Origin of the sequence: Bradyrhizobium sp. 195, from assembly GCF_023101665.1 — a bacterium.
Lineage (GTDB): Bacteria > Pseudomonadota > Alphaproteobacteria > Rhizobiales > Xanthobacteraceae > Bradyrhizobium.
On record NZ_CP082161.1, the window covers coordinates 5,268,033 to 5,286,317 of the forward strand.

Here is an 18,285-nt window from a genome sequence, read left to right on the forward strand (position 1 = left end):
GAAGCTGAAATCAGCCCAACCTAACACGAGCGGGTCCCGCACGTCAGGGATGTAATCCGGCGTCCTGCCCTGTCTGCCTAGAAGCGCCGGTTGACGACGAACACCGCGGCCGCGCACATCGCCATGCCGGCAATCGCCAGCCCATCGAGCTTCTCGCCGAACAGCAGATAAGCCATCAGCGCGGTCACGGCAGGCACCAGATAGAACAGGCTCGCGACCGAGGTCGCCGCGGCGTGGCGGATCAGCCAGTACAATAGCCCGATCGATCCGATCGAAAGTGCCACGGCGAGCCAGGCGAGCGCGAGCACGAATTCCCGCGTCCAGTGCACCACGCGGTCTTCGAACAGGAAGGCCCCGATCGCAAAGAAAATGGTGACAGCGACATATTGCACGAGATTGCCGGCGCGCCAGTCGATCTGGTTGCAGTAGCGGCGCTGATAGAGCGTGCCGAGCGTGATGCTGATCAGCGAAACCACCGAGGCGAGCCAGCCAAGCCCGGCTTCGCCGGTCATGGGACGGTTGTGCAGGATCATCACCACGCCGCCGAGGCCGAGCACCAGCCCTGCCCATTGCAGCGGCGTCACCCGCTCGCCGAGCCAGCGGTTGGCGATGGTCGAGGTCAGGATCGGCTGAAGGCCCGGAATGAGCGCGGAGAGTCCGGCCGGGATCGAGTGCGCGATCGCGATCGCGGTGCCGCCGAGATAGAAGCCGTGGACGAGAATGCCGGCGACCGCGCTATGCGCGATGCCGATACGATCCGGCCATTTCGGCCGCGCGATCGCCGCGATCATCGCCATCAGGCCGACCACGATCGCCATGCGGATGGCGAGATAGGTCAAGGGATCGGCATTGTCGACGACGTATTTGGTGCCGATGAATCCGGTGCTCCAGAGCAGCACGAACAGGATCGGCGCGGCGCGGGCGGTCAGGGCTTCTTGATTGTGGTCCATTGCCGCCCTCATGCCTCATGGGGGCTCATGCGGCAATGCGAATTTCGTCCGGACGATGCTGCGCTGCGAGGCAGGGCAACGGCGCCAGCCGCTCACCACTCTTCCGGACAGGGGTCGATGATCTTCCAGAGCTCGACGCCGTTCTTGATTTTCTTCATGTCGGTGGTGAGCCCGCCATTGCGCCGAATCCAGTCCTTCACCGTGTTGGGGTAGTAGGACATCAGGTCGGACGTCCCCTCGGAGCTGGTGACCTTGATGCCGAAGGTGAAGGCCTTGTCGTAATAGGCCTGGTGGAAGCCAAGGCTTGCGCGCGGCGTCACGCAGATCTTGTTCATTGGCACCATGCCGAGCACCAGCGTGCAGGCTGAGTTGCAGATGCCGTCGATGATGACCCGCTCGCCCTTCTCGCGGACGCGCTTGTACTTGGCCTTGTATTCCTCGACATAGCCGCCGTGGTCGCGGGTAATATGCAGGTCGGCCCGCGCCGGCGCGGCGGCGGCGATGGAGAGCAACAGCAGGCTCAGAAGCGTGATGCGCATGGCGGCGTGACGGCGAAAGCCTTCAGGAATGGACCGGCCTCGAAGGACCCGTGAATGAGCCCTGGGGCCGGCGAGAGGATTCTTAACCGAATAGTCTTTGGTCATACTTGTGTGGGGAATTCGTTAAGCATCCCGAAAAGGCCAAAAATGGGCAAGGCCCGACGCCGTTTCCGGCAATTCTGTCACACCCACCCGGGAATCTGCGGGACTATCCCGGATTTCCGGGCACCGAACGGGTGCCCCGGAGGCCCGAAGTGGCTATAGATGGCCGACTTATTCGCGCGGGTCCCGGAGAATCAAGATGAGCAAGTTGAAGCTTGTAGCCGCGGTTGCTGCCCTGTCGGCCGCAATCCTAGCCCCTGGCCTCGCGGAGGCGCGGGGGCACCACCGGTACCACCGCTACGTCAACCCGCTGCCCTACCCGATCAGCTACGTCCACAATTACGGTCCCGGCATCACCCCCGGCACCTTCGCCTATTACGATGGCCCGTCGACCAACCATTGCTACCAGAGCGCGGCCGCCTATGTCGGCCAGGACCGCCGCCGGCACCCCTGCTACTGAGGGACGCTGGCGCGGTCTCTGAGGGCGCCCCTATTTGGCGGCGCCCGACAGCAGCAATTGCTTCTCGATCTCGTAGACCGGCAGCTTGACGAGATCCTTGCCGATCTCGCCCCGAAGCGCCTTGCGCATGACTTCCGAATAGTCGGCACGGATCATGCCGAGGGCACGTGGTGAGGCCACCATGGTCAGGGCCGTGGTCTCGCCGGAGTTCACGGCGGCATCGAGCCGACCCGCCAGGCTTCGCAGGAAGGCGCGCTCGGCCTCATCATGCCAGTCGGTCTGCTCGGCCGAGCTGCGCGCCCCGCCGGTAGCGGCATGCAGGCGGCCCGGCGCGTCGGTCCCTTGCGCACTGGTCGAGGGGTTGGGGTGCTCGTGCACCTCCCTGGTGTGGAGGTTCGGAAACATCTCGTCGCCGAGATTTTCCAGAATGAGCGCCTTGCGCCCATCGCACACGACCAGCCAGTCGCCCTTGTCGATTCTCATCTTGTCCATTGCAACTCTCCTTGAAACTTATCGACGCCGCGTCCGGCATCAGAGATGTTCTTCGAATTCCTCGAAGGACTTGCCGAATTGCGCCATCGCCTCCTCCAGATAGTCAGCGAGCATTGGCGTGCCGATCAGGTAGGAAGCGGTGCGCTGGTTGTGCGCCTGCGCGGCCTGGGTATGCAATTCCCGCCAATTGGAGAGATCGCCGCCGCCGCGACCAAGCCAGATCAGCGCCACGAGGTCGATCTGCTCGTCGACATTGAGATCGCGGATAAAGCCCGCGAGCTCCGCACGATCGGTGGACCCGCCGCGCCCGCTACGGCCATAGCTCATGTCATCGTCGCCGAAGTCCACGATGACGCCCCCTCCGGCCGCCTCGCTGTCGGACCGGCGCGATTTCGAGATGACGAAGAAGACTTTCTCCGGCGAGATCGACAGATTTGGAATGACCAGCATCGGTTCACCTTGCCCGGCAGCAAGCACCACGCCGCTGCCACGCCAGCAACACTAAGGGCCGCGGCAGACTTGCGAATTGCGCAGGATCAAGGTCTCCGGCACGGCATCGGCCATGCGGTCAAAGCCAGCCGGGCCGATTTGCTGAATTTGTTCATCAGCATTACATTTCGCTTCCGCCACAATTTGATCAGAACAACTTCGATATTCTGGATCGCGTAAGCGGAGGAAGACATCATGACTCTCAAGATCGGCCTCGTCGCCGCAGCCCTGTTCGGTGCCACGTTGGGTGCCTTGGCGACATTGCCGGCGGCGTCCGCCATGCCCGTCGCGCCCGCGCCTGCGACACCGCAGGTCTCCGGCGTCGAGCAGGTTCGCATGGTCTGCGACGCCTGGGGACGCTGCTGGTGGCGTCCGAACTATTATGGGTATTACGGTCCGCGGCCGTATTACGGCCCGCGGTATTATGGACCACGTGCTTACGGGCCGCGCTATTACGGCTATGGCCCACGCTATCGCCGCTGGTGACATCCGAAGGGGCCTCAGGGCCCCTTCGCTTTTGCGAGATCATTCCTTGCGCGGTTGTCGCCGGCCTGGAGCGATTCCAAAACTGATCCAGATCAAAGATGAAATCGGCCCGCACCGTCATTCTGCGGTGATGGCCGAGTTGATCGTTTTTCGATGCCCTCAGACGGGCATGAACGTGCAGACGCATCTTGAGAAGCAGCCGAGACAGGAGGGACGAAGCTTTGCGTCCTTCGCCTGCCCCGCGTGCATGCGGCTACATTTCCTCGACGCAGCCTCCGGCCAACCGATGAACCGGGAACGTTGACGGTGACATTGATCTTGCGGGCGTCATGGCATGATGTCCGCAATACTACGGCCTGGAATTCGATTTACTGAAACGCGATGTTTCGCCATTGATGGCGATGTACCGACGTTCATTTGATTTGTCACATTTCAGCAGCCGGCCAGACGCATGTTGTTCGACGCCCTCGCTCCATCCTCCGCGCTCCAACTGATCGGCTTTGCCGACGTCGATGCGTTTCGGCCGATCGAGACGATGGAGGACGCGAGAAGCATTCCGCTCGACATCCCAAGCTTCGCAGCGGCCCGCGCCGTTGTCTCCCTGCCGGCATGCCGCATCGTCGTGATGAGGTCGTTTGCGCGCATCCTCGACACCGCCTATCGGATGCCGGGCGGGATGGTAATCCTGTCCATGACCGACGACCTCCAGGTCAACTTCAAGGGTTTGGATCTCGATGCGCGCTTCTTCGTTGCGCTCCGCGGCAACGATGAATGCCATTTCGTCGAGCCTCAGACCAATCATCATGCCATGATCATCTTCTCCCCCGAGCTGAGAGACCGGGGCTGGTTCGATCACGCCGACGACTTGCGAGCCCGCGTCGCGAACCGGCCCGCCCTGCTCCACACGCGGCGACTCCTGCTCGACATCCTGCGAACCGCGTCCGTGCAGCCGTTCCTGTTCGAAACCAGCGAGGTGGCCGCCCATCTCCAGGAGGGTCTGCTGCTCGCGCTCGACGATTTGTTTCGGATCGATTCGATGTCGGATCTGAGCGCCTCGGCCCAGAGCGAGCGCGCGATCAAGCTCGTGCAGCGGATCGACGACTACGTCGCGGCCCATCCGACCGCGCCGATCTACACCGCCGATCTCGCCGGCGAGTTCGGCGTCTCGATCCGAACGCTCGGCGGCGCAGTCAGCAAGGTGCGTGGCATGAGCCTGCACCAGTACATTCGCCTCAAGAGGCTGTGGGCGACCCGCGGCCGCCTCCTGAGGGGTGGCGGCGCCACCGTCGCGACCTGCGCCCGTGCCCAGGGCTTCCATCATCTCGGTGAATTTGCCGCAGCCTACCGCGCGACGTTCCACGAGGCGCCCTCGGACACGCTGGCCCGGGGGCGGCAGGTGTCCCGTCGGACTGACTGACGCCGCAAGCCCCTCGCGACGGTGACCGGCATCGGCGTCATCTCGGACATATCTGGAACGCCAGGGGACTGGCGCGCTCGGAAGGATTCGAACCTCCGACCCTCGGAATCGAAATCCGATGCTCTATCCAGCTGAGCTACGAGCGCCCCGGCCCGGGGCTACCGGGCCGCAAACCGAGACCTGCCCGACCGGCTGCTGACGAGCCAGCACACCGGGGCGGCGTTCGGATGGATACGAATTAGCAGAGAGGCTGACCAATAAAAAGCCCTCCTCGCCTCCCTCGATACGGATCGAGGCTGCTCTTACCAGGTCGTGTTGAAGAGGCCGAAATGCGGCTGCTGGGCGACCATCATCGGCCGGCCCTGAGGCTGTGCCGGATGCGCCCTGGCGACCCTGCGCCTGGGCTGAGCCTGGACCGGAGCAGCCTGGGCCTGAGAACCCTGGGCCTGAGAGCCCTGCGGCTTGGCCTCGGGCTTCCTGGCCGCGGCAGCATCGGCCTTCGGCGGCGTGAACTGGGCGAATGTCTCGCGCACCCGCGCCTTGGCCGATAGCTCGGCCAAGGCCGGCGACAGGCCCTCCTGCACCAGCGGCCGGGGAGGCACGACTGCGGCGGTCTGCACCGCGGGCGCGGCAATCGTGGGCTGGGTCGTATCCAGCACGACACGCTCCGGCAGATGGCGGTCGGAGCGGATCCGGATCAGCGGCTGATCATTGCTTACGGTGGCGACAGCCTGCGCAACCGGTTGCGATGGCAGAACATAGTTCGCTGCAAACAGCAGTGCGAGCAAGGCTCCACCGACAAAGACGAAATACCGAAAGATGGGCATTGGCCGAGCTCCGCCCCCCGCATCCCCGCGTGGGCTCTTCGCCTTCAACAGGCGATCATTTAATTGGTTCCTGACCCAGCCGTTCGGTTCAAATGGCGACGCCAGGTTTTTTTGCCAAGCACTAGGGAGGGTAACTTTTCCGCTACCGGAACATGCCGTGCTTACGCGCGACGTGCCGCAACCAACGAGCATTTCGCCTGATCGGCATTGACGTTGACAAAGCCCACGGAGATTCGGGCAAAGGTCTTGCGGCTCTTCATGCTGACCGGATCTGCCAGCACGCGGCTCCGATCGGTGAGATGACTGCCGTCGCGCCGCGAAAAGGCGCAAACGATCTCGACATTCTTTACGGCATAGTCATTGTCGTTTCGCAGCGTGAGCGTCACCAGGGCTTTCGAGCCAAGGCCGCCCCGCCGCCAGGTCTGCGATGAAATCCTGAGACGATCGAGGTCCGCCATAGCCGGGACCTGAGCTTCGGAAGCCAACGAGGCCGATGCCGCCGGATCGCCCGAAGGAGAAGGCTCGGCTGCCGCCAGCTCCGACTTCAGGGGCTCAGCACTATTGCCTTTGGAGAGGGGCAGCAGCATCCAGACCCCGCAGCCGACAATGACGGCGGCCATCAGCCACAGCAGGCTTCGGCCAAATGAGACGCTCGCCAACGTCACGGCCCGCGCCAGTCGCTCGCCGGTTCCGGCGAAGCGCTCCAATACCATCCGGTGGAGCCTGGCGTTCATGATTGCATCACCGATAGCGGCTGAGCACGTCCGACGACGGACTTGCGACACAGACTCGGCCGCAGCTTACTTCAATCCAGAAGACGAACTAAGGTTCCCTCCGAATCGGCAAGGATGGCGATCACCGGCCGGGACCGTTAACATGCGCCGCAACATCGAACGATCGCGTTGGGAGAATTGGAATGCCAGTCGTCGTCACTTGGGATCACGTCCATCTGCGCAGCCCCGATCCGGAGGCCACGGCAGCTTGGCTGCGGGACATCCTCGGTGGCGAGATCGTGCATGCGCCGGGACGGATCGACGTGAACCTTGGCGGCGCCAGGATTTTCATCGCACCGCTCGAGGGCGATAGCGCCGTCAACCCGCCGCCTCCGCACCCGCATCAGGGCCTCGATCATTTTGGCCTGACGGTGAAGGACATCGATGCCGTCGCGGCCGAGATCAAGGCCAAGGGCGTCACCTTCACGCGTGAGCCGACCACGATCCGGCCCGGCGTGCGCATCTGCTTCATCCGCGGCCCCGAAGGCATCTCGATCGAGCTGCTGGAGCGCGATAAGAAATACACCTGACGCGGCGCGTGCCGCACCGGACGACATTCCGTCCGATGCGGCTAAGTCATGCTGCCGGGCATGAAGCAACGGATGGTGACGCCCATATAGCCGTAGATCGGCCACACCATGGTGCGCCCCACCCGGTTCGGCTCGGAAATCACGGCCTCCTCGGGGACCTCGACCCAGACAAGCTCTTGCGGCCGCCCTTCGAGCCCGGAAGCATAGCGCGGGAGGCGGACACGATAGTGCCCGTCCTTGCTGTCCCAGTCGGTATCCGAGAGCGCCGAACCGTCGGCATCGGAGCAGCATGGTCCCTTGCCGCTGCGAAGGCCGTCGAACCAGGCTTTCAAATCCGCATTGGTATTGACGAACTGGCCGCGGTCGCGCGCATGCCCGAACGGAGCGGCGAGCGCAATCAGGGCCAAAACGCAAGCCAGCCTCACGGAAGCCAGCCCTGTCATGCTTCGCCAGCGTGTTGCGCTACCGGAGCGCCGTCGTTCGCTTGTGCAATTCGTGGGGCGCGCACTGTACAGACGCGGCTCATCGCCGCCGGAATCGATCCAGTTGCTCATCGTCGTGCTCCAGCACCCCGCGGCCAGTGCAGCAAATTTTATGCATTTCGCGGGCCAACTCTGATTCGCAACGACCGGCCTCGCCCCATCATCAGACCGTCATGCGGGCGTCACGCACAAGCCGGGACAACTACGGCTCGAAGCGGAAACTCCCGCCGCTGGCAGGCAAACTGCCGCGTTGCGCGAGCGGATGCGCTTTGGCATAAAAGCAGGATTGGTTGCGCCATTGGGCGATGGCGGCCGGCCTGCGGGACGTTATGAAGAACGGTCTCTATTCGATTCATGTGACCCTGCTCGATGGTCGAGCCGGCAAGGGCAGCGGCGTCATTCTTTTTCGCGACGGCAAGATTCTTGGCGGCGATGCCTACCTCTATTACACCGGCAGCTACGTGGTGAAGGATGACACCACCTTCAAAGGCGAGGTGCTGGTGCAACGGCACACCTCGCCGCGGGGCGACGACAATCCGCTATTCGGCGGCCCTGCCCCGGTCGGCATCGGTGTCAGCGGGACCTACACGGACACCCGCGCGGAGATGACGGGCACCGCGCTGGTCGGCAAGGCCAGCCTGATTTTCGGCGCAACGCTGCACAAGCTCGCCGAGGCTGATTAGCTATTCCGCAGCCTGCTCGAGCGGCGCCGTGCGTGGCAGGATGATCTGGATGCGGGTGCCGCTGCCCGGCTCGGAATCGAGATCGAGCCGCCCGCCGAGCCGGTTGGTGACAATGCTATAGACGATGTGCAATCCGAGGCCGGTGCCGCCCTGGTCGCGCCGCGTCGTGAAGAACGGATCGAAGGCACGGCGGCGGACGTCGAGCGACATGCCGCAGCCATTGTCGGAGAAGATGATCCCGACATTGTCCTTGCCGGACTCCCGCACCTGAATGTCGATGGTCCCGGGCCGGCCGTCCGGGAAGGCGTGCGCCACCGAATTGAGAAACAGATTGGTCAGCACCTGGCCGTACGGGCCCGGATAGCTGTTCATGGTCAGATCCGGCTGGCACTCGACGTTGAGCGTCAGATTGTGCTTGCGCAGGCCCGGCCGCAGACTCATCACCACCTGCTCGGTGAGGTCGCCGAGGTCGAAGTTGCGCTGGTCCGAATAATTGCGGTCGGCCGCGACCTGCTTGAACGACTGGATCAGCTCGGCGGCGCGGTTGAGATTGGAGACGAGCTGCGAGGATGCGTCGCGGCTGGTGCTGAGGAAGTCGTTGAGCGTGGAGCGGCGCAGCTCGCCGCGCTCGACCTCGGCGGTGAACATCGCGGTCTTGCGCTCCAACGCGGAAGCGACCGTGAGACTGATGCCGACGGGATTGTTGACCTCGTGCGCAACGCCGGCGACGAGGCGGCCGAGCGCCGCGAGCTTCTCGGCCTCGATCAGCGAAGCCTGCGTCTCGCGCAGATTGCGCAGCGCGGTCTCGGCGGATTCCTTGGCCTTGCGCATCTCCTGCTCGCCGCGCTTGCGCTCGCCGATGTCGAGCGCGACGGTGACGATCCGCTCGATCTCGCCCTCGGCATCGAGCAGCGGCAGCTTGTTGACGAGCCATTGCCGCATGTTGCCGGAGGCGTCCTTGTACTCCTCCTCGTAGAAGCCAAGGCCTTTGCGGAGCTTGAGCACCCTCTTGTCGCTCTCGTCGGACTTGGCCGCGCCATAGCGCGACATCAGGTCGGCCGTGGTGCGGCCGAGCGCATCGCCCGGCTCGATGCCGAAGATGCCGGCCATGTAACGGTTCATCAGCACATAGCGCAGGTCGCGGTCCTTGACGTTGATCACCGCGGGCACGGTGTCGATGACCTGCTGGAGCAGGCGCCGGCCTTCGGCGATGGCATCTTCCGCGCGCTTCTGGTCGGTGATGTCGCGCAGCGTGCCCTCGTAGCGGACGATATTGCCCGCTTCGTCGCGCACGCCGGTGGCGCTGTCGGAGAGCCAAAGGATGTCGCCGCTGCGCTGGCGCACCTGATACTCGAACTCGCGCACCATGCCGTCGCGCGTCATCAGCCGCTGGTATTCGACGCGCGCCTCGGGATGGACGTAGATGGTGTGGGCGATGTCGTTGATGCTGTCGATCAGCTGCTGCGGGCTGTCGTAGCCCATCATTCGCGCCAGCGCCGGATTGGCGTTGAGCAGATCGCCGGCCGGCGTCGTCACATAAATGCCGTCGACCGAGCCCTCGAACAGTTTCCGGTAGCTCTCTTCGGCGAGGCGCTGCTCGGTGAGTGCGCGCACCGCCGCCTCGCGCGCCGTATCGGCCTCCTCCAGCGCACGGCGGAACACTTCGGCCGCACGCGCGATGTCGCCGATCTCGTTGTCGAGGTCGGCGGACGGGATGGAGGTGTCTTTCTGGCCCGCCGCAAGCGCGCGAATGGAGCGTGCGATCTGGGCGAGCGGACGGACCGTCCTGCGCACCACGAAGCCGGCCGCGAGAATGCCGATCAGAACCCCGATGGTGCCAAGCACGATGCTCTGCCATCGCGCTTCCGTCAGCGTACGGGCAAAGTCACGCGACAGCACGTGGCCGCGCCGGTCGCTGACTTCGCGCAGCAATTCGGTGACGCGGCCGATCAGCCGGCCCTCGGTTCCCAGCACCTCGCGGTCGATGTCGGCGATCTGCCGCTCGCGGACGGCCACGGCCATGATGGCCTCGGCATAATCGTTCACCGCCGACCTCAGCCTGGCATCGCCAATATTCAGCGCCCGCATGTTCTGCGCGGCCTGCTCTGCCGCGGACGGGTTGCGCGCGAGCAGCCCGAGCGCGATGCGGCTCTGCGCCTCGGACAGGCGCGAGGCCAGCTCGCGGTCGGCGGTGCCTGCGACGACGGCGTCGAACTGCTCGCGCAGCGGCGGCAGGTTGGCGAGCAGCTGGGCGCGACGATCGATCAGGGTCGAGATCCGCTCGAGGCCGGTGCGATAAGTGGCAAGCCGCTCGGTGACCCCGTCGATCATGTCCTGCTGCTCGGGCGCGAGCTCGATGCGGGTCTTCTTCAGGATGTCGCTGAGCGTCGAGGCCGCCTCGCCGACCTGCTGGAACTGGGTGCCGGCGCCGGGATCGGTGACGAAGTCGCGCGCGGCAAGGCGCAGTTCGTTCATGCGGCGGTCGATGTCCTCGGCGAGGTCGCCGACGCTCTGGAGCCGCTGCAGCTCCGCAAAGGTCGTGTCGATGTGCCGAATCGCGATCACGCTCGCGGTCGATGTGACGATGATCACCGCCAGCACGAGCAAGAAGCTGCCGAAGGTGAGCTGGCCGATGGAGAGCGAGAAGGTTCGCTTTTTCTCAGGGGTCGGCGTCAATTCGGCGGACATTGGTGTCTTTGGGGGGACCGGGCTACTGGAGGCCCAATATACGACGTATTGCCGCCCGGGGGAAACATGCCTCGGGCCGCCGATTATCCTTAATATTGCGGTCTTCGGAGCCCCCGTCCCCCTATGACGGTTTGACGCTTGCCTGCCGCCGGGCCGGGATCGTCATGGCGGCGACGCCGAGGACGACGCAGGCAAGCCCGATCCAGGCAGTCTGGCTCAGGCTCTCGCCGAGAAGGGCGACGCTGATGGCGACACCGATGGGCACGCGGAGATAGGCCTGCGCCGTGGTGCCGACCGAGCCCAGGGTCTGGATCAGGCGGAAGTAGATCGCAAACGCTGCGGCCGTCGAGAACACGGCGAGCGCGAGCAGCGCCAGCACTGAGCTTTGCGAGGGCGACAGCGTCCAGGGCTGCTCGACCACGAGCGAGGCCGGGATCAGGACGGCGGCCCCGGCCAGCAGCGAGCCGGCTGCCGGCGCCATGGGATCGAGCCCCTTGAAGCTGCGGCCGAAGATCGCGGCGCATGCATAGCAGATGGTGGCGGCGACGATCGCGGCCTCCGCGACGAGGCCGCCGCCAATGTCATGGAAGGCATCGACGCCGACGATCAGCAGGATGCCGGCCATGCCGGCGACGACGCCGAACAGCTTTCGCGGTGTCGTCGCTTCGTGACGGGTCACGATTGCAGTGAGCAGGAAGGTGAAGATCGGTCCGGCCGAGTTGAGGATGGTGGCCAGCGCGGCATCGACGTGGCGCTCGCCCCAGGCGATCAGCGTCCAGGGGATCACGCTGTTGAGTACGGCCTGGAACGCGAACCGCCGCCAGGTCGCGGCATCCGTCGGCATTCGGATGCCGCGTGCCCACATGACGGCCAGCAGCAACAGGCCCGCGATCGTGGTGCGCGCCGCGATCAGCGTGATCGGCGGGATGGTGGCAACGCCGAGCTTGATGAAGGTGTAGGACCCGCCCCAGAGCGTTGCGAGCGCGACCAGGAGCGCCAGCTCGACGGCGATGTTGGTGTCCTGCCGGTTGTCCATTCTGTGCGTCCCATCCGTTCGCGACGGACGGAACCTAGCGCGACCGCAGTCCTTGATACTTCGTCGGGTGTCGAAGTGTCTTAGCCCAGTGCCCCCACCTCGAACACCTCGCCGTCATAGCCGGCCTCGCGGGGGATGCGGAGCTGGCGGCCGGTTTCGGTCTTGGTCATGACCGGCATCACCGTGACGATCGACATGCCGCGGGCATGCTCCATCGCGGCCTGCACCGTTGCCTGCTTCGCCAGCCGGATCAGATTACGCGTGGTCGGGAACGGCAGCTTGAAGCGGCCGCTTTCGCCGCCGTCCACCGCCTCGCGCGGCGAAATCCAGATCGAATCCGTCGACTCCCGGCCGTCATGGGCGCCGAGCTGGTCGGGCGGCGCTGCGGCAAGGAAGAACCAGGTGTCGAAGCGTTTTGGCATGCCCTCGGGCGTGATCCAGTGCGCGTAAGGCACCAGCGTGTCGAGCGCGAGCTGCAGATTGTTGTCGGCCAGGATGCTCAGGAAGCTGACCTTGTGCTCGTTGAGCGCGACGCGGTGTTGATCTGCGAGTTCGCCGGCACGCTTGGCATCGACAGGCGCACCAGTCCCCCTCGAGCTCGCCAGCAGGATGCCGCTTTCCTCAAAGGTCTCGCGGATCGCGGCGATGCGGAAGCCGCGGTCCGCTTCGCTCAAGCCCTCGCCGCCCGAATACAGATCGGTGCGGGCGACGATCTCCTTGTCACCGGCATCGACGCTGCCGCCGGGAAACACCAGCGCGCCCGAGCTGAACTCGATCTGATGATGGCGAACCATCATGAAGACTTCAATTTCGCCGCGGCCCTTGCCGTCGGCCCTCGCGCCATCGCGCAGCAGGAGGATCGTCGAGGCCGGGCGTGATGCTGATGTCTCGGCCATGCGATTAACCCGCGGCGCTGGATTGCGGGCCGAGATTGGCGCGCTTGTCGACACGGGCGACGCGCGACAGCAGGTATTCGACCTCCGCCTTCGCCATCGCCGTGATGGTCGCGCCGGGCTTGCGCTGGGCGCTGGAGGCGATGATGCCGCGCTTCTGGAGCACGTATTTGCGGATGGTCAGGCCGACACCGGGCTGCTGCTCGTAGCGGATCAGCGGCAGGTGCGCGTCGAACAGATCATGCGCGGCATCGCGCTTGCCGGCCTTGGAGAGATTCACGACGTCGATCAGAAGCTCCGGGAAGGCGTAGCCGGTCATGGCGCCGTCGGCACCGCGCTCCATCTCGAAGTCCAGGAACGTGCCGCCATTGCCGCAGAGAATGGAGAGCGGACGGAGCGAACCGTCCTTCTGGAAGCCGCGCAGTGTCGTGATCTTCTCGAGCCCCGGCCAGTCCTCATGCTTGAGCATCACGCAATTCGGATTGTCCATGACGATCTTGCGGATCACGGCGGGCGTGAACACCACCGACAGCGTCAGCGGATAATCCTGCAGCACCCAGGGCACATCAGGCCCGATCGCTTCGGCCGCCTGCTTGAAATAGCCGACGATCTGGTCGTCGGTGCGAAGCGACGGCGGCGGCGCGATCATGACGCCGGCCGCACCCGCATCCATGGACGCCTTCGCCAGCGAGCGCATGGTGGCAAAGCCCGGCGCGGAGACGCCGACGATCACCTGCATCTTCTTGGCGCGCTTGACGAAGCGCACCGCGACCTGCTCGGCTTCAGCGGCGTCGAGCTTGGGCGCTTCGCCGAGGATGCCCAGCACCGTGACGCCGTCGCAGCCGACCTCCTCGTAGAAATCGGTCAGGCGGTCGATCGAGCGCTCGTCGATCCGGCCGTCGTCGTGGAACGGCGTCGGCGCGATTGCGAAAGTGCCCTTGGCGTCGGCGGTGAGTTTCATCAGTCCTTGTATCCTTTGTTTCGTCATTCCGGGACGATGCGTCAGCATCGAACCCGGAATCTCGAGGTTCCGGGTTCACGCTTCGCGTGCCCCGGAACGACAAATCACGCTAAAACCGCCGTGCTCCCATCTTGATCTGCTCCTCGGAGAAGAAGATCTCCTTGGCATGATCGGCGATGTCCTGGGCCTTCCAGCCCGTGTGCGGCGGTTTCCAGCCTTCCATTTCCATCATCCGCATCTCGCGCACGCCGCGGGGCCCGGACACGCCCAGCACCTTGCCGGTCTGGTCGCCCGACAAGTCGCTGACCATGTATAGCACGGCCGGCGCGATGCCGTCCGGCCCCAGCGCCGCGCCCGGGTTCTCCTTATAGCGGGGCAGGTCTGCGGTCATGCGGGTCAGGGCGCCCGGCGCCAGCGTCCAGATCCGGATGTTGTACTTGCGGCCCTCGATCGCCAGCACGTTGGACAGGCCCCAGATGCCGCCCTTGGCAGCTCCATAATTGGTCTGGCCGAAATTGCCGATCAGGCCCGAGGTCGAGGAGGTGTTGACGATGACGCCGCCGCCGTTTTCCCGCATCCAGCGAAACACCGGCAGGGTGCAACAAAAGGTGCCTTTCAGATGCACCTTGATCACCTTGTCCCAGTCCGATTCGGTGGCTTTTGCGAAGGTCTGGTCGCGCAGGATACCGGCATTGTTGACCAGGATGTCGGCGCGGCCGAAGTGCTTGATGGCGTCGTCGAACACCGACTGGCCGCCCTCCATGGTGGAGATGTCGGCGCCGTTGGCGACCGCCTTGCCGCCCTCGGCCGTGATCGCGTCCACCACAAGCTGCGCCATGGACTTGTCGGCACCGGAGCCGTCGCGGGGCCCGCCGAGGTCGTTGACCACGACCGAGGCCCCTTCCCGCGCGAACAGCTTTGCGTAGGCCTCACCGAGGCCCCCGCCCGCGCCGGTGATCAGCGCAACCTTGCCGTCGAGTAGTCCCATGGTGGCCTCTCCCTTTTTGTTATTGTCATTCCGGGGCAGCGCGCAGCGCTGAACCCGGAATCCGGAGGTCCTAGCGCGAGATTCCGGGTTCGCGCTTCGCGCGCCCCGGAATGACAGCGGAGACTAACCCAGCACCGTCTTGCCGTTCTTGATCACCGTAACCCCGCGCGCCTTCACCTTGGCTTCGAACGAGATCACGTTGCCGTCCTTCCAGAGGTCCATGGTCACGGTCTCGCCGGGATAGACCGGCGAGGAGAACCGCGCGACATGCTGGCGGAACGCGGAGGCGTCGTAGTCGGCATAGGTCTGGAGCACGCCGCGGCAGGTGATGCCGTAGGTGCACATGCCGTGCAGGATCGGGCGCGGAAAGCCGGCCTTCTTCGCAAACTCGGGGTCCGAGTGCAGCGGGTTGCGGTCGCCGCAGAGGCGGTAGACCAGCGCCTGATCGGGGCGCGTTACGATGTCGATGGTCTTGTCGGGGTTGCGTGAGGGGATCTTGTGCGGATCGGGCTGGGTCAGGTTGGGCCCGCCAAAGCCGCCGTCGCCGCGGGCGAAGCGCGAGGCGACCAGCGTTGCCAGCTTCTCGCCCTTCTCGTTCTTGAGCACGGTCTGATGGGCGATGACGACGCCCTTGTCCTTGCCCTTGTCGTAGACCTCGACGACGGAGGAGTCGGCGGTGATGTTCGCAGCGACCGGCAGCGGCTGGTGGAAGGTGATGTCGCGCTCGCCGTCCACCACCATGACGCGGTTGAGATTCATCTCGCCCGGCCCCGAGCCCCACGCGGCGACGGACGCGAACGTCGGCACCACCTTCAGCGGCCGCGGCGTCAACGTGCCCTCGTTGACAAAGGCAAGCTCCTTCTCGTCCATGGGATCGGCGCCGAGGCCGATGCCGTAGGCGTAGAGCATCACCTCCCGGTCGGTGTAGGCATATTTTTGGCCGAGGTTCTTGAGGGACTTCAGTTCTTCGTATCTGGCGGACATTTTTCTGGTTTCCTTCCCGGACTCTCCGCGAGCAGCGGCGCTCGTTAATGTGCCCTCTCCCCTTGTGGGAGAGGGCCAGATGCTGCCCGCAACAAACTCATTTGGGTGAGGGGTTGCTTCCTCATCGAGCAGTCTCTCTGCGGAGACAAACCCCTCATCCGGCGCTTCGCGCCACCTTCTCCCACAAGGGGAGAAGGAAGAAAGAATTCGTAGGATGGGTAGAGCGAAGCGAAACCCATCATTGCGAGCGTCGGTGGGTTTCGCTTCGCTCTACCCACCCAACGCAGCCTCGCGCTCAAGCCACGGTGAAGAACGGCAATGGCGCGCCATCCGTGGGCTTGAACACCACCTTCACCTTCTGGCCGATCTTCAGCGTCGTGAGATCGCAGTCGACGAAATTGGTCTGCACCGACGGCCCCTCCTTCAGCGTGACATAGCCGATGGCATAGGGCCCGGTCGGCGACTTCCGCATCAGGCTCCAGGTGTAGATCGTGCCCTCGCCCGAAGCTTGCTCCCACACCGTCTTGTCGGAATAGCAGAACGGACAGATCGAGCGCGGGAAGTAATGCGCCTCGCCGCACGCCGTGCAGCGCTTGATCATGAACTTGCCCTCTTTGGCCGCGTCCCAGAACGCGGCGGTCTCGGGGTTCGTGACCGGGGCCGGATATTTCTTCGCTTCACTCATCACACGCGCTCCAGAATGGCGGTCGAGGCGGCGTGGCGAACACCCAAAAGGCCGCCGGTGCCGTGGGCGATGGCGAGATCGCAATTCTTGACCTGCACCTTCGGATGCGCCTCGCCGCGCAGCTGCCGCACAGCCTCGATGATCTTGGTCATGCCGCCGCGGTTGACGGGATGGTTGCTGCAAAGGCCGCCGCCATCGGTGTTGAACGGCAGCTTGCCGACGCCAGAGATCAGATTGCCGTCGGCGACGAACTTGCCGCCCTCGCCCTTCTTGCAGAAGCCGAGGTCTTCGAGCTGCATCAGCACCGTGATGGTGAAGCTGTCATAGATGGAGGCGTATTTGATGTCCTTCGGCGTGATGCCGGCTTCCTCGAAGGCGCGCGGACCGGACCAGATGCCGGCGGAGTACGTGAGATCGAGATCCTTGCCGCCGCGCGGCCCCTTCATCGCCTCGCCGTGGCCGATCAGCGTGACCAGCGGCTTCTTCAGGCTCTTGGCGATCTCCGGCGTCGTCACGATCAGCGCGCCGCCGCCGTCGGAGACGACGCAGCAATCCATGCGATGCAGGGGATCGGAGATCATCGGCGAGTTCAGCACGTCCTCGACGGTGACGACATCTTTCAGCATCGCATGCGGATTGTATTGCGCGTGATGCGAGGCCGCGACCTTGATCCAGGCGAGCTGCTCTGAGGTGGTGCCGTAGTCGTGCATGTGGCGCATGGCACACATGCCATAGGCATTGTGCGTGGTCGCGCCGTAAGCGGACTCGAAATCGGCTTCCGCGCCAGCGGCACGCGGCGGCATCACGCCGGTGCGCGGCTTGCCGGCGAGCGTGATCAGCGCGATCGAGCACTTGCCCGCCGCGATCGCCTCGGCGGCATGGCCGAGATGGATGATATAGGAACAGCCGCCGGTCTCGGTGGAATCGACGTGGCGGAGCTTCTTGGTGTTCAGGCCGAGATAATCGACCATCGGCCAGGCGCCGCCGGGCGCATCGCCTGCGCAGAAATAGCCGTCGACATCGTCCTTGGAGAGCCCGGCATCCTCGATCGCGCCCTTGGCGACCTCGGCATGGAGCTGCGCGGTGGATTTGTCCGGCGCATGCCGGGTCGGGTGTTCAAAAATCCCGGCAATGTAGGCCTTGCCCTTGATGGTCAAACTTCAGGTCTCCGCTGGCGTTTCTTCTTCGCTCTTTTTTCTGAACCGCGGTGGCCGGATTGGCAAGCGCGGAAATATTCCGCCCCGCGAGAGGGCAGCGGGTGAGCGCAACTCCCCGCCCCGTCATCCTGAGGCGCGGGTGGCGCGATGCAAAGCATCGCGCCGGGAGCCTCGAAGGATGAACGGCCCGGCCATCTCGACAGCCGCGCCGCGACAGCCGGGCTGTCGCCCCTTCGAGGCTCGCCGAAGAGGCGAGCGCCTCCAGCGACAACGACTTCGCCGTTGCAAGGGGATGACGGTCAGACATGGCTCGGTGCCTCCACATCGTCATTGCGAGCGCAGCGAAGCAATCCAGGAGTTTCTCCGCGGATACATTTCTGGATTGCTTCGCTGCGCTCGCAATGACGGCCAGACACACCCCCGCATCCTCGCGGCGCTTCTCGCCCGAGCTTTGCGTCCGTCTGGCTCCCTCCCGAAACAGAGGGCGCAGGGAAGACCGGGTGCCGGCTGGGCACCCACGGTCCGCTGTGCGCAAATGCGCGAAGCACAGATGCACAGCGGCATACAGGTGCGGCCAAACATCCGGCCTTCCCTGCGCAGTGGTTTGACGGCTTATGTCGTGCTCTCCCCGGGGAGCGTTGCACTATTGCCCCCGTCGCCTTG

The 18,285-nt window shown here is 64.7% G+C and carries 20 protein-coding genes and 1 tRNA gene; 5 read left to right on the forward strand and 16 right to left on the reverse strand.

The genetic code is table 11. The annotated features are described in order from the left end of the window. Nucleotides 1–77: 77 nt before the first annotated feature. Nucleotides 78–950: a DMT family transporter gene (locus IVB26_RS24525; protein ID WP_247967773.1), complete on the reverse strand. Its 873-nt coding sequence runs from the start codon at nucleotides 948–950 to the stop codon at nucleotides 78–80. 92 nt (nucleotides 951–1,042) lie between these two features. After that, on the reverse strand, nucleotides 1,043–1,489 hold the full coding sequence (locus IVB26_RS24530; protein WP_247967774.1) for a hypothetical protein: 447 nt from the start codon (nucleotides 1,487–1,489) through the stop codon (nucleotides 1,043–1,045). Nucleotides 1,490–1,790: 301 nt separating this feature from the next. Between IVB26_RS24530 and IVB26_RS24535 the strand changes: the two genes are divergently transcribed. Next, nucleotides 1,791–2,051: a hypothetical protein gene (locus IVB26_RS24535; protein WP_247967775.1), complete on the forward strand. Its 261-nt coding sequence runs from the start codon at nucleotides 1,791–1,793 to the stop codon at nucleotides 2,049–2,051. Nucleotides 2,052–2,081: 30 nt separating this feature from the next. On the opposite strand, the gene IVB26_RS24540 is transcribed toward IVB26_RS24535, so the two are convergent. Then, complete coding sequence (locus IVB26_RS24540) at nucleotides 2,082–2,543, reverse strand: host attachment protein (protein WP_247967776.1); 462 nt, start codon at nucleotides 2,541–2,543, stop codon at nucleotides 2,082–2,084. A 39-nt stretch (nucleotides 2,544–2,582) separates the two neighbouring features. Then, a complete protein-coding gene (locus tag IVB26_RS24545) occupies nucleotides 2,583–2,993 on the reverse strand; it encodes a DUF3775 domain-containing protein (protein WP_247967777.1) in 411 nt (136 codons plus the stop codon). A gap of 234 nt (nucleotides 2,994–3,227) precedes the next feature. Between IVB26_RS24545 and IVB26_RS24550 the strand changes: the two genes are divergently transcribed. Both IVB26_RS24550 and IVB26_RS24555 read left to right on the forward strand, forming a co-directional pair. Next, nucleotides 3,228–3,518: a hypothetical protein gene (locus IVB26_RS24550; RefSeq protein WP_247967778.1), complete on the forward strand. Its 291-nt coding sequence runs from the start codon at nucleotides 3,228–3,230 to the stop codon at nucleotides 3,516–3,518. A 451-nt stretch (nucleotides 3,519–3,969) separates the two neighbouring features. Beyond that, a complete protein-coding gene (locus IVB26_RS24555; protein WP_247967779.1) occupies nucleotides 3,970–4,935 on the forward strand; it encodes an AraC family transcriptional regulator in 966 nt (321 codons plus the stop codon). Between the two features lie 69 nt (nucleotides 4,936–5,004). Here the strand turns inward: IVB26_RS24555 and IVB26_RS24560 are convergent. The 3 genes from IVB26_RS24560 to IVB26_RS24570 form a co-directional block, all read right to left on the reverse strand. Continuing rightward, nucleotides 5,005–5,081 (reverse strand) — tRNA-Arg (locus IVB26_RS24560). Between the two features lie 156 nt (nucleotides 5,082–5,237). Further along, nucleotides 5,238–5,762 (reverse strand): hypothetical protein, encoded by a 525-nt coding sequence (locus IVB26_RS24565; RefSeq protein ID WP_247967780.1) that lies wholly within the window; start codon nucleotides 5,760–5,762, stop codon nucleotides 5,238–5,240. A 161-nt stretch (nucleotides 5,763–5,923) separates the two neighbouring features. Then, nucleotides 5,924–6,496, reverse strand: a complete 573-nt coding sequence (locus IVB26_RS24570; protein ID WP_247967781.1) for a hypothetical protein — start codon at nucleotides 6,494–6,496, stop codon at nucleotides 5,924–5,926. A gap of 182 nt (nucleotides 6,497–6,678) precedes the next feature. Here IVB26_RS24570 and IVB26_RS24575 point away from each other — a divergent pair, with 182 nt between their 5' ends. Beyond that, entirely contained in the window at nucleotides 6,679–7,065 is a 387-nt protein-coding gene (locus tag IVB26_RS24575; protein ID WP_247967782.1) for a VOC family protein, read from the forward strand. A gap of 41 nt (nucleotides 7,066–7,106) precedes the next feature. Here IVB26_RS24575 and IVB26_RS24580 read toward each other — a convergent pair whose 3' ends face one another. Next, nucleotides 7,107–7,619 carry a hypothetical protein gene (locus IVB26_RS24580; protein WP_247967783.1) on the reverse strand — a complete coding sequence of 171 codons (513 nt, stop codon included), beginning with the start codon at nucleotides 7,617–7,619 and terminating at the stop codon, nucleotides 7,107–7,109. A 257-nt stretch (nucleotides 7,620–7,876) separates the two neighbouring features. On the opposite strand from IVB26_RS24580, the gene IVB26_RS24585 reads away from it, so the two are divergent. Continuing rightward, a complete protein-coding gene (locus tag IVB26_RS24585; protein WP_026202721.1) occupies nucleotides 7,877–8,230 on the forward strand; it encodes a GrlR family regulatory protein in 354 nt (117 codons plus the stop codon). On the opposite strand, the gene IVB26_RS24590 is transcribed toward IVB26_RS24585, so the two are convergent. The 8 genes from IVB26_RS24590 to IVB26_RS24625 form a co-directional block, all read right to left on the reverse strand. Next, entirely contained in the window at nucleotides 8,231–10,918 is a 2,688-nt protein-coding gene (locus IVB26_RS24590) for a PAS domain S-box protein (protein WP_247967784.1), read from the reverse strand. A gap of 121 nt (nucleotides 10,919–11,039) precedes the next feature. Next, entirely contained in the window at nucleotides 11,040–11,954 is a 915-nt protein-coding gene (locus tag IVB26_RS24595) for a DMT family transporter (protein WP_247967785.1), read from the reverse strand. Nucleotides 11,955–12,034: 80 nt separating this feature from the next. After that, nucleotides 12,035–12,850 (reverse strand): NUDIX hydrolase, encoded by an 816-nt coding sequence (locus tag IVB26_RS24600; protein ID WP_247967786.1) that lies wholly within the window; start codon nucleotides 12,848–12,850, stop codon nucleotides 12,035–12,037. A 4-nt stretch (nucleotides 12,851–12,854) separates the two neighbouring features. Further along, nucleotides 12,855–13,808, reverse strand: coding sequence for a dihydrodipicolinate synthase family protein (locus IVB26_RS24605; protein ID WP_247967787.1), 954 nt, complete (start codon nucleotides 13,806–13,808; stop codon nucleotides 12,855–12,857). 109 nt (nucleotides 13,809–13,917) lie between these two features. Continuing rightward, nucleotides 13,918–14,796: an SDR family oxidoreductase gene (locus IVB26_RS24610; protein ID WP_247967788.1), complete on the reverse strand. Its 879-nt coding sequence runs from the start codon at nucleotides 14,794–14,796 to the stop codon at nucleotides 13,918–13,920. A gap of 123 nt (nucleotides 14,797–14,919) precedes the next feature. Then, a complete protein-coding gene (locus tag IVB26_RS24615; protein WP_247967789.1) occupies nucleotides 14,920–15,780 on the reverse strand; it encodes a MaoC family dehydratase in 861 nt (286 codons plus the stop codon). Between the two features lie 295 nt (nucleotides 15,781–16,075). Then, the gene (locus IVB26_RS24620; protein WP_247967790.1) at nucleotides 16,076–16,465 is read right to left on the reverse strand and encodes a Zn-ribbon domain-containing OB-fold protein; all 390 of its coding nucleotides are present in this window, start codon (nucleotides 16,463–16,465) and stop codon (nucleotides 16,076–16,078) included. Next, nucleotides 16,465–17,622, reverse strand: coding sequence for a thiolase domain-containing protein (locus IVB26_RS24625; protein ID WP_247967791.1), 1,158 nt, complete (start codon nucleotides 17,620–17,622; stop codon nucleotides 16,465–16,467). The genes IVB26_RS24620 and IVB26_RS24625 overlap by 1 nt, the downstream gene beginning before the upstream one ends. Between the last annotated feature and the right edge of the window lie 663 nt (nucleotides 17,623–18,285).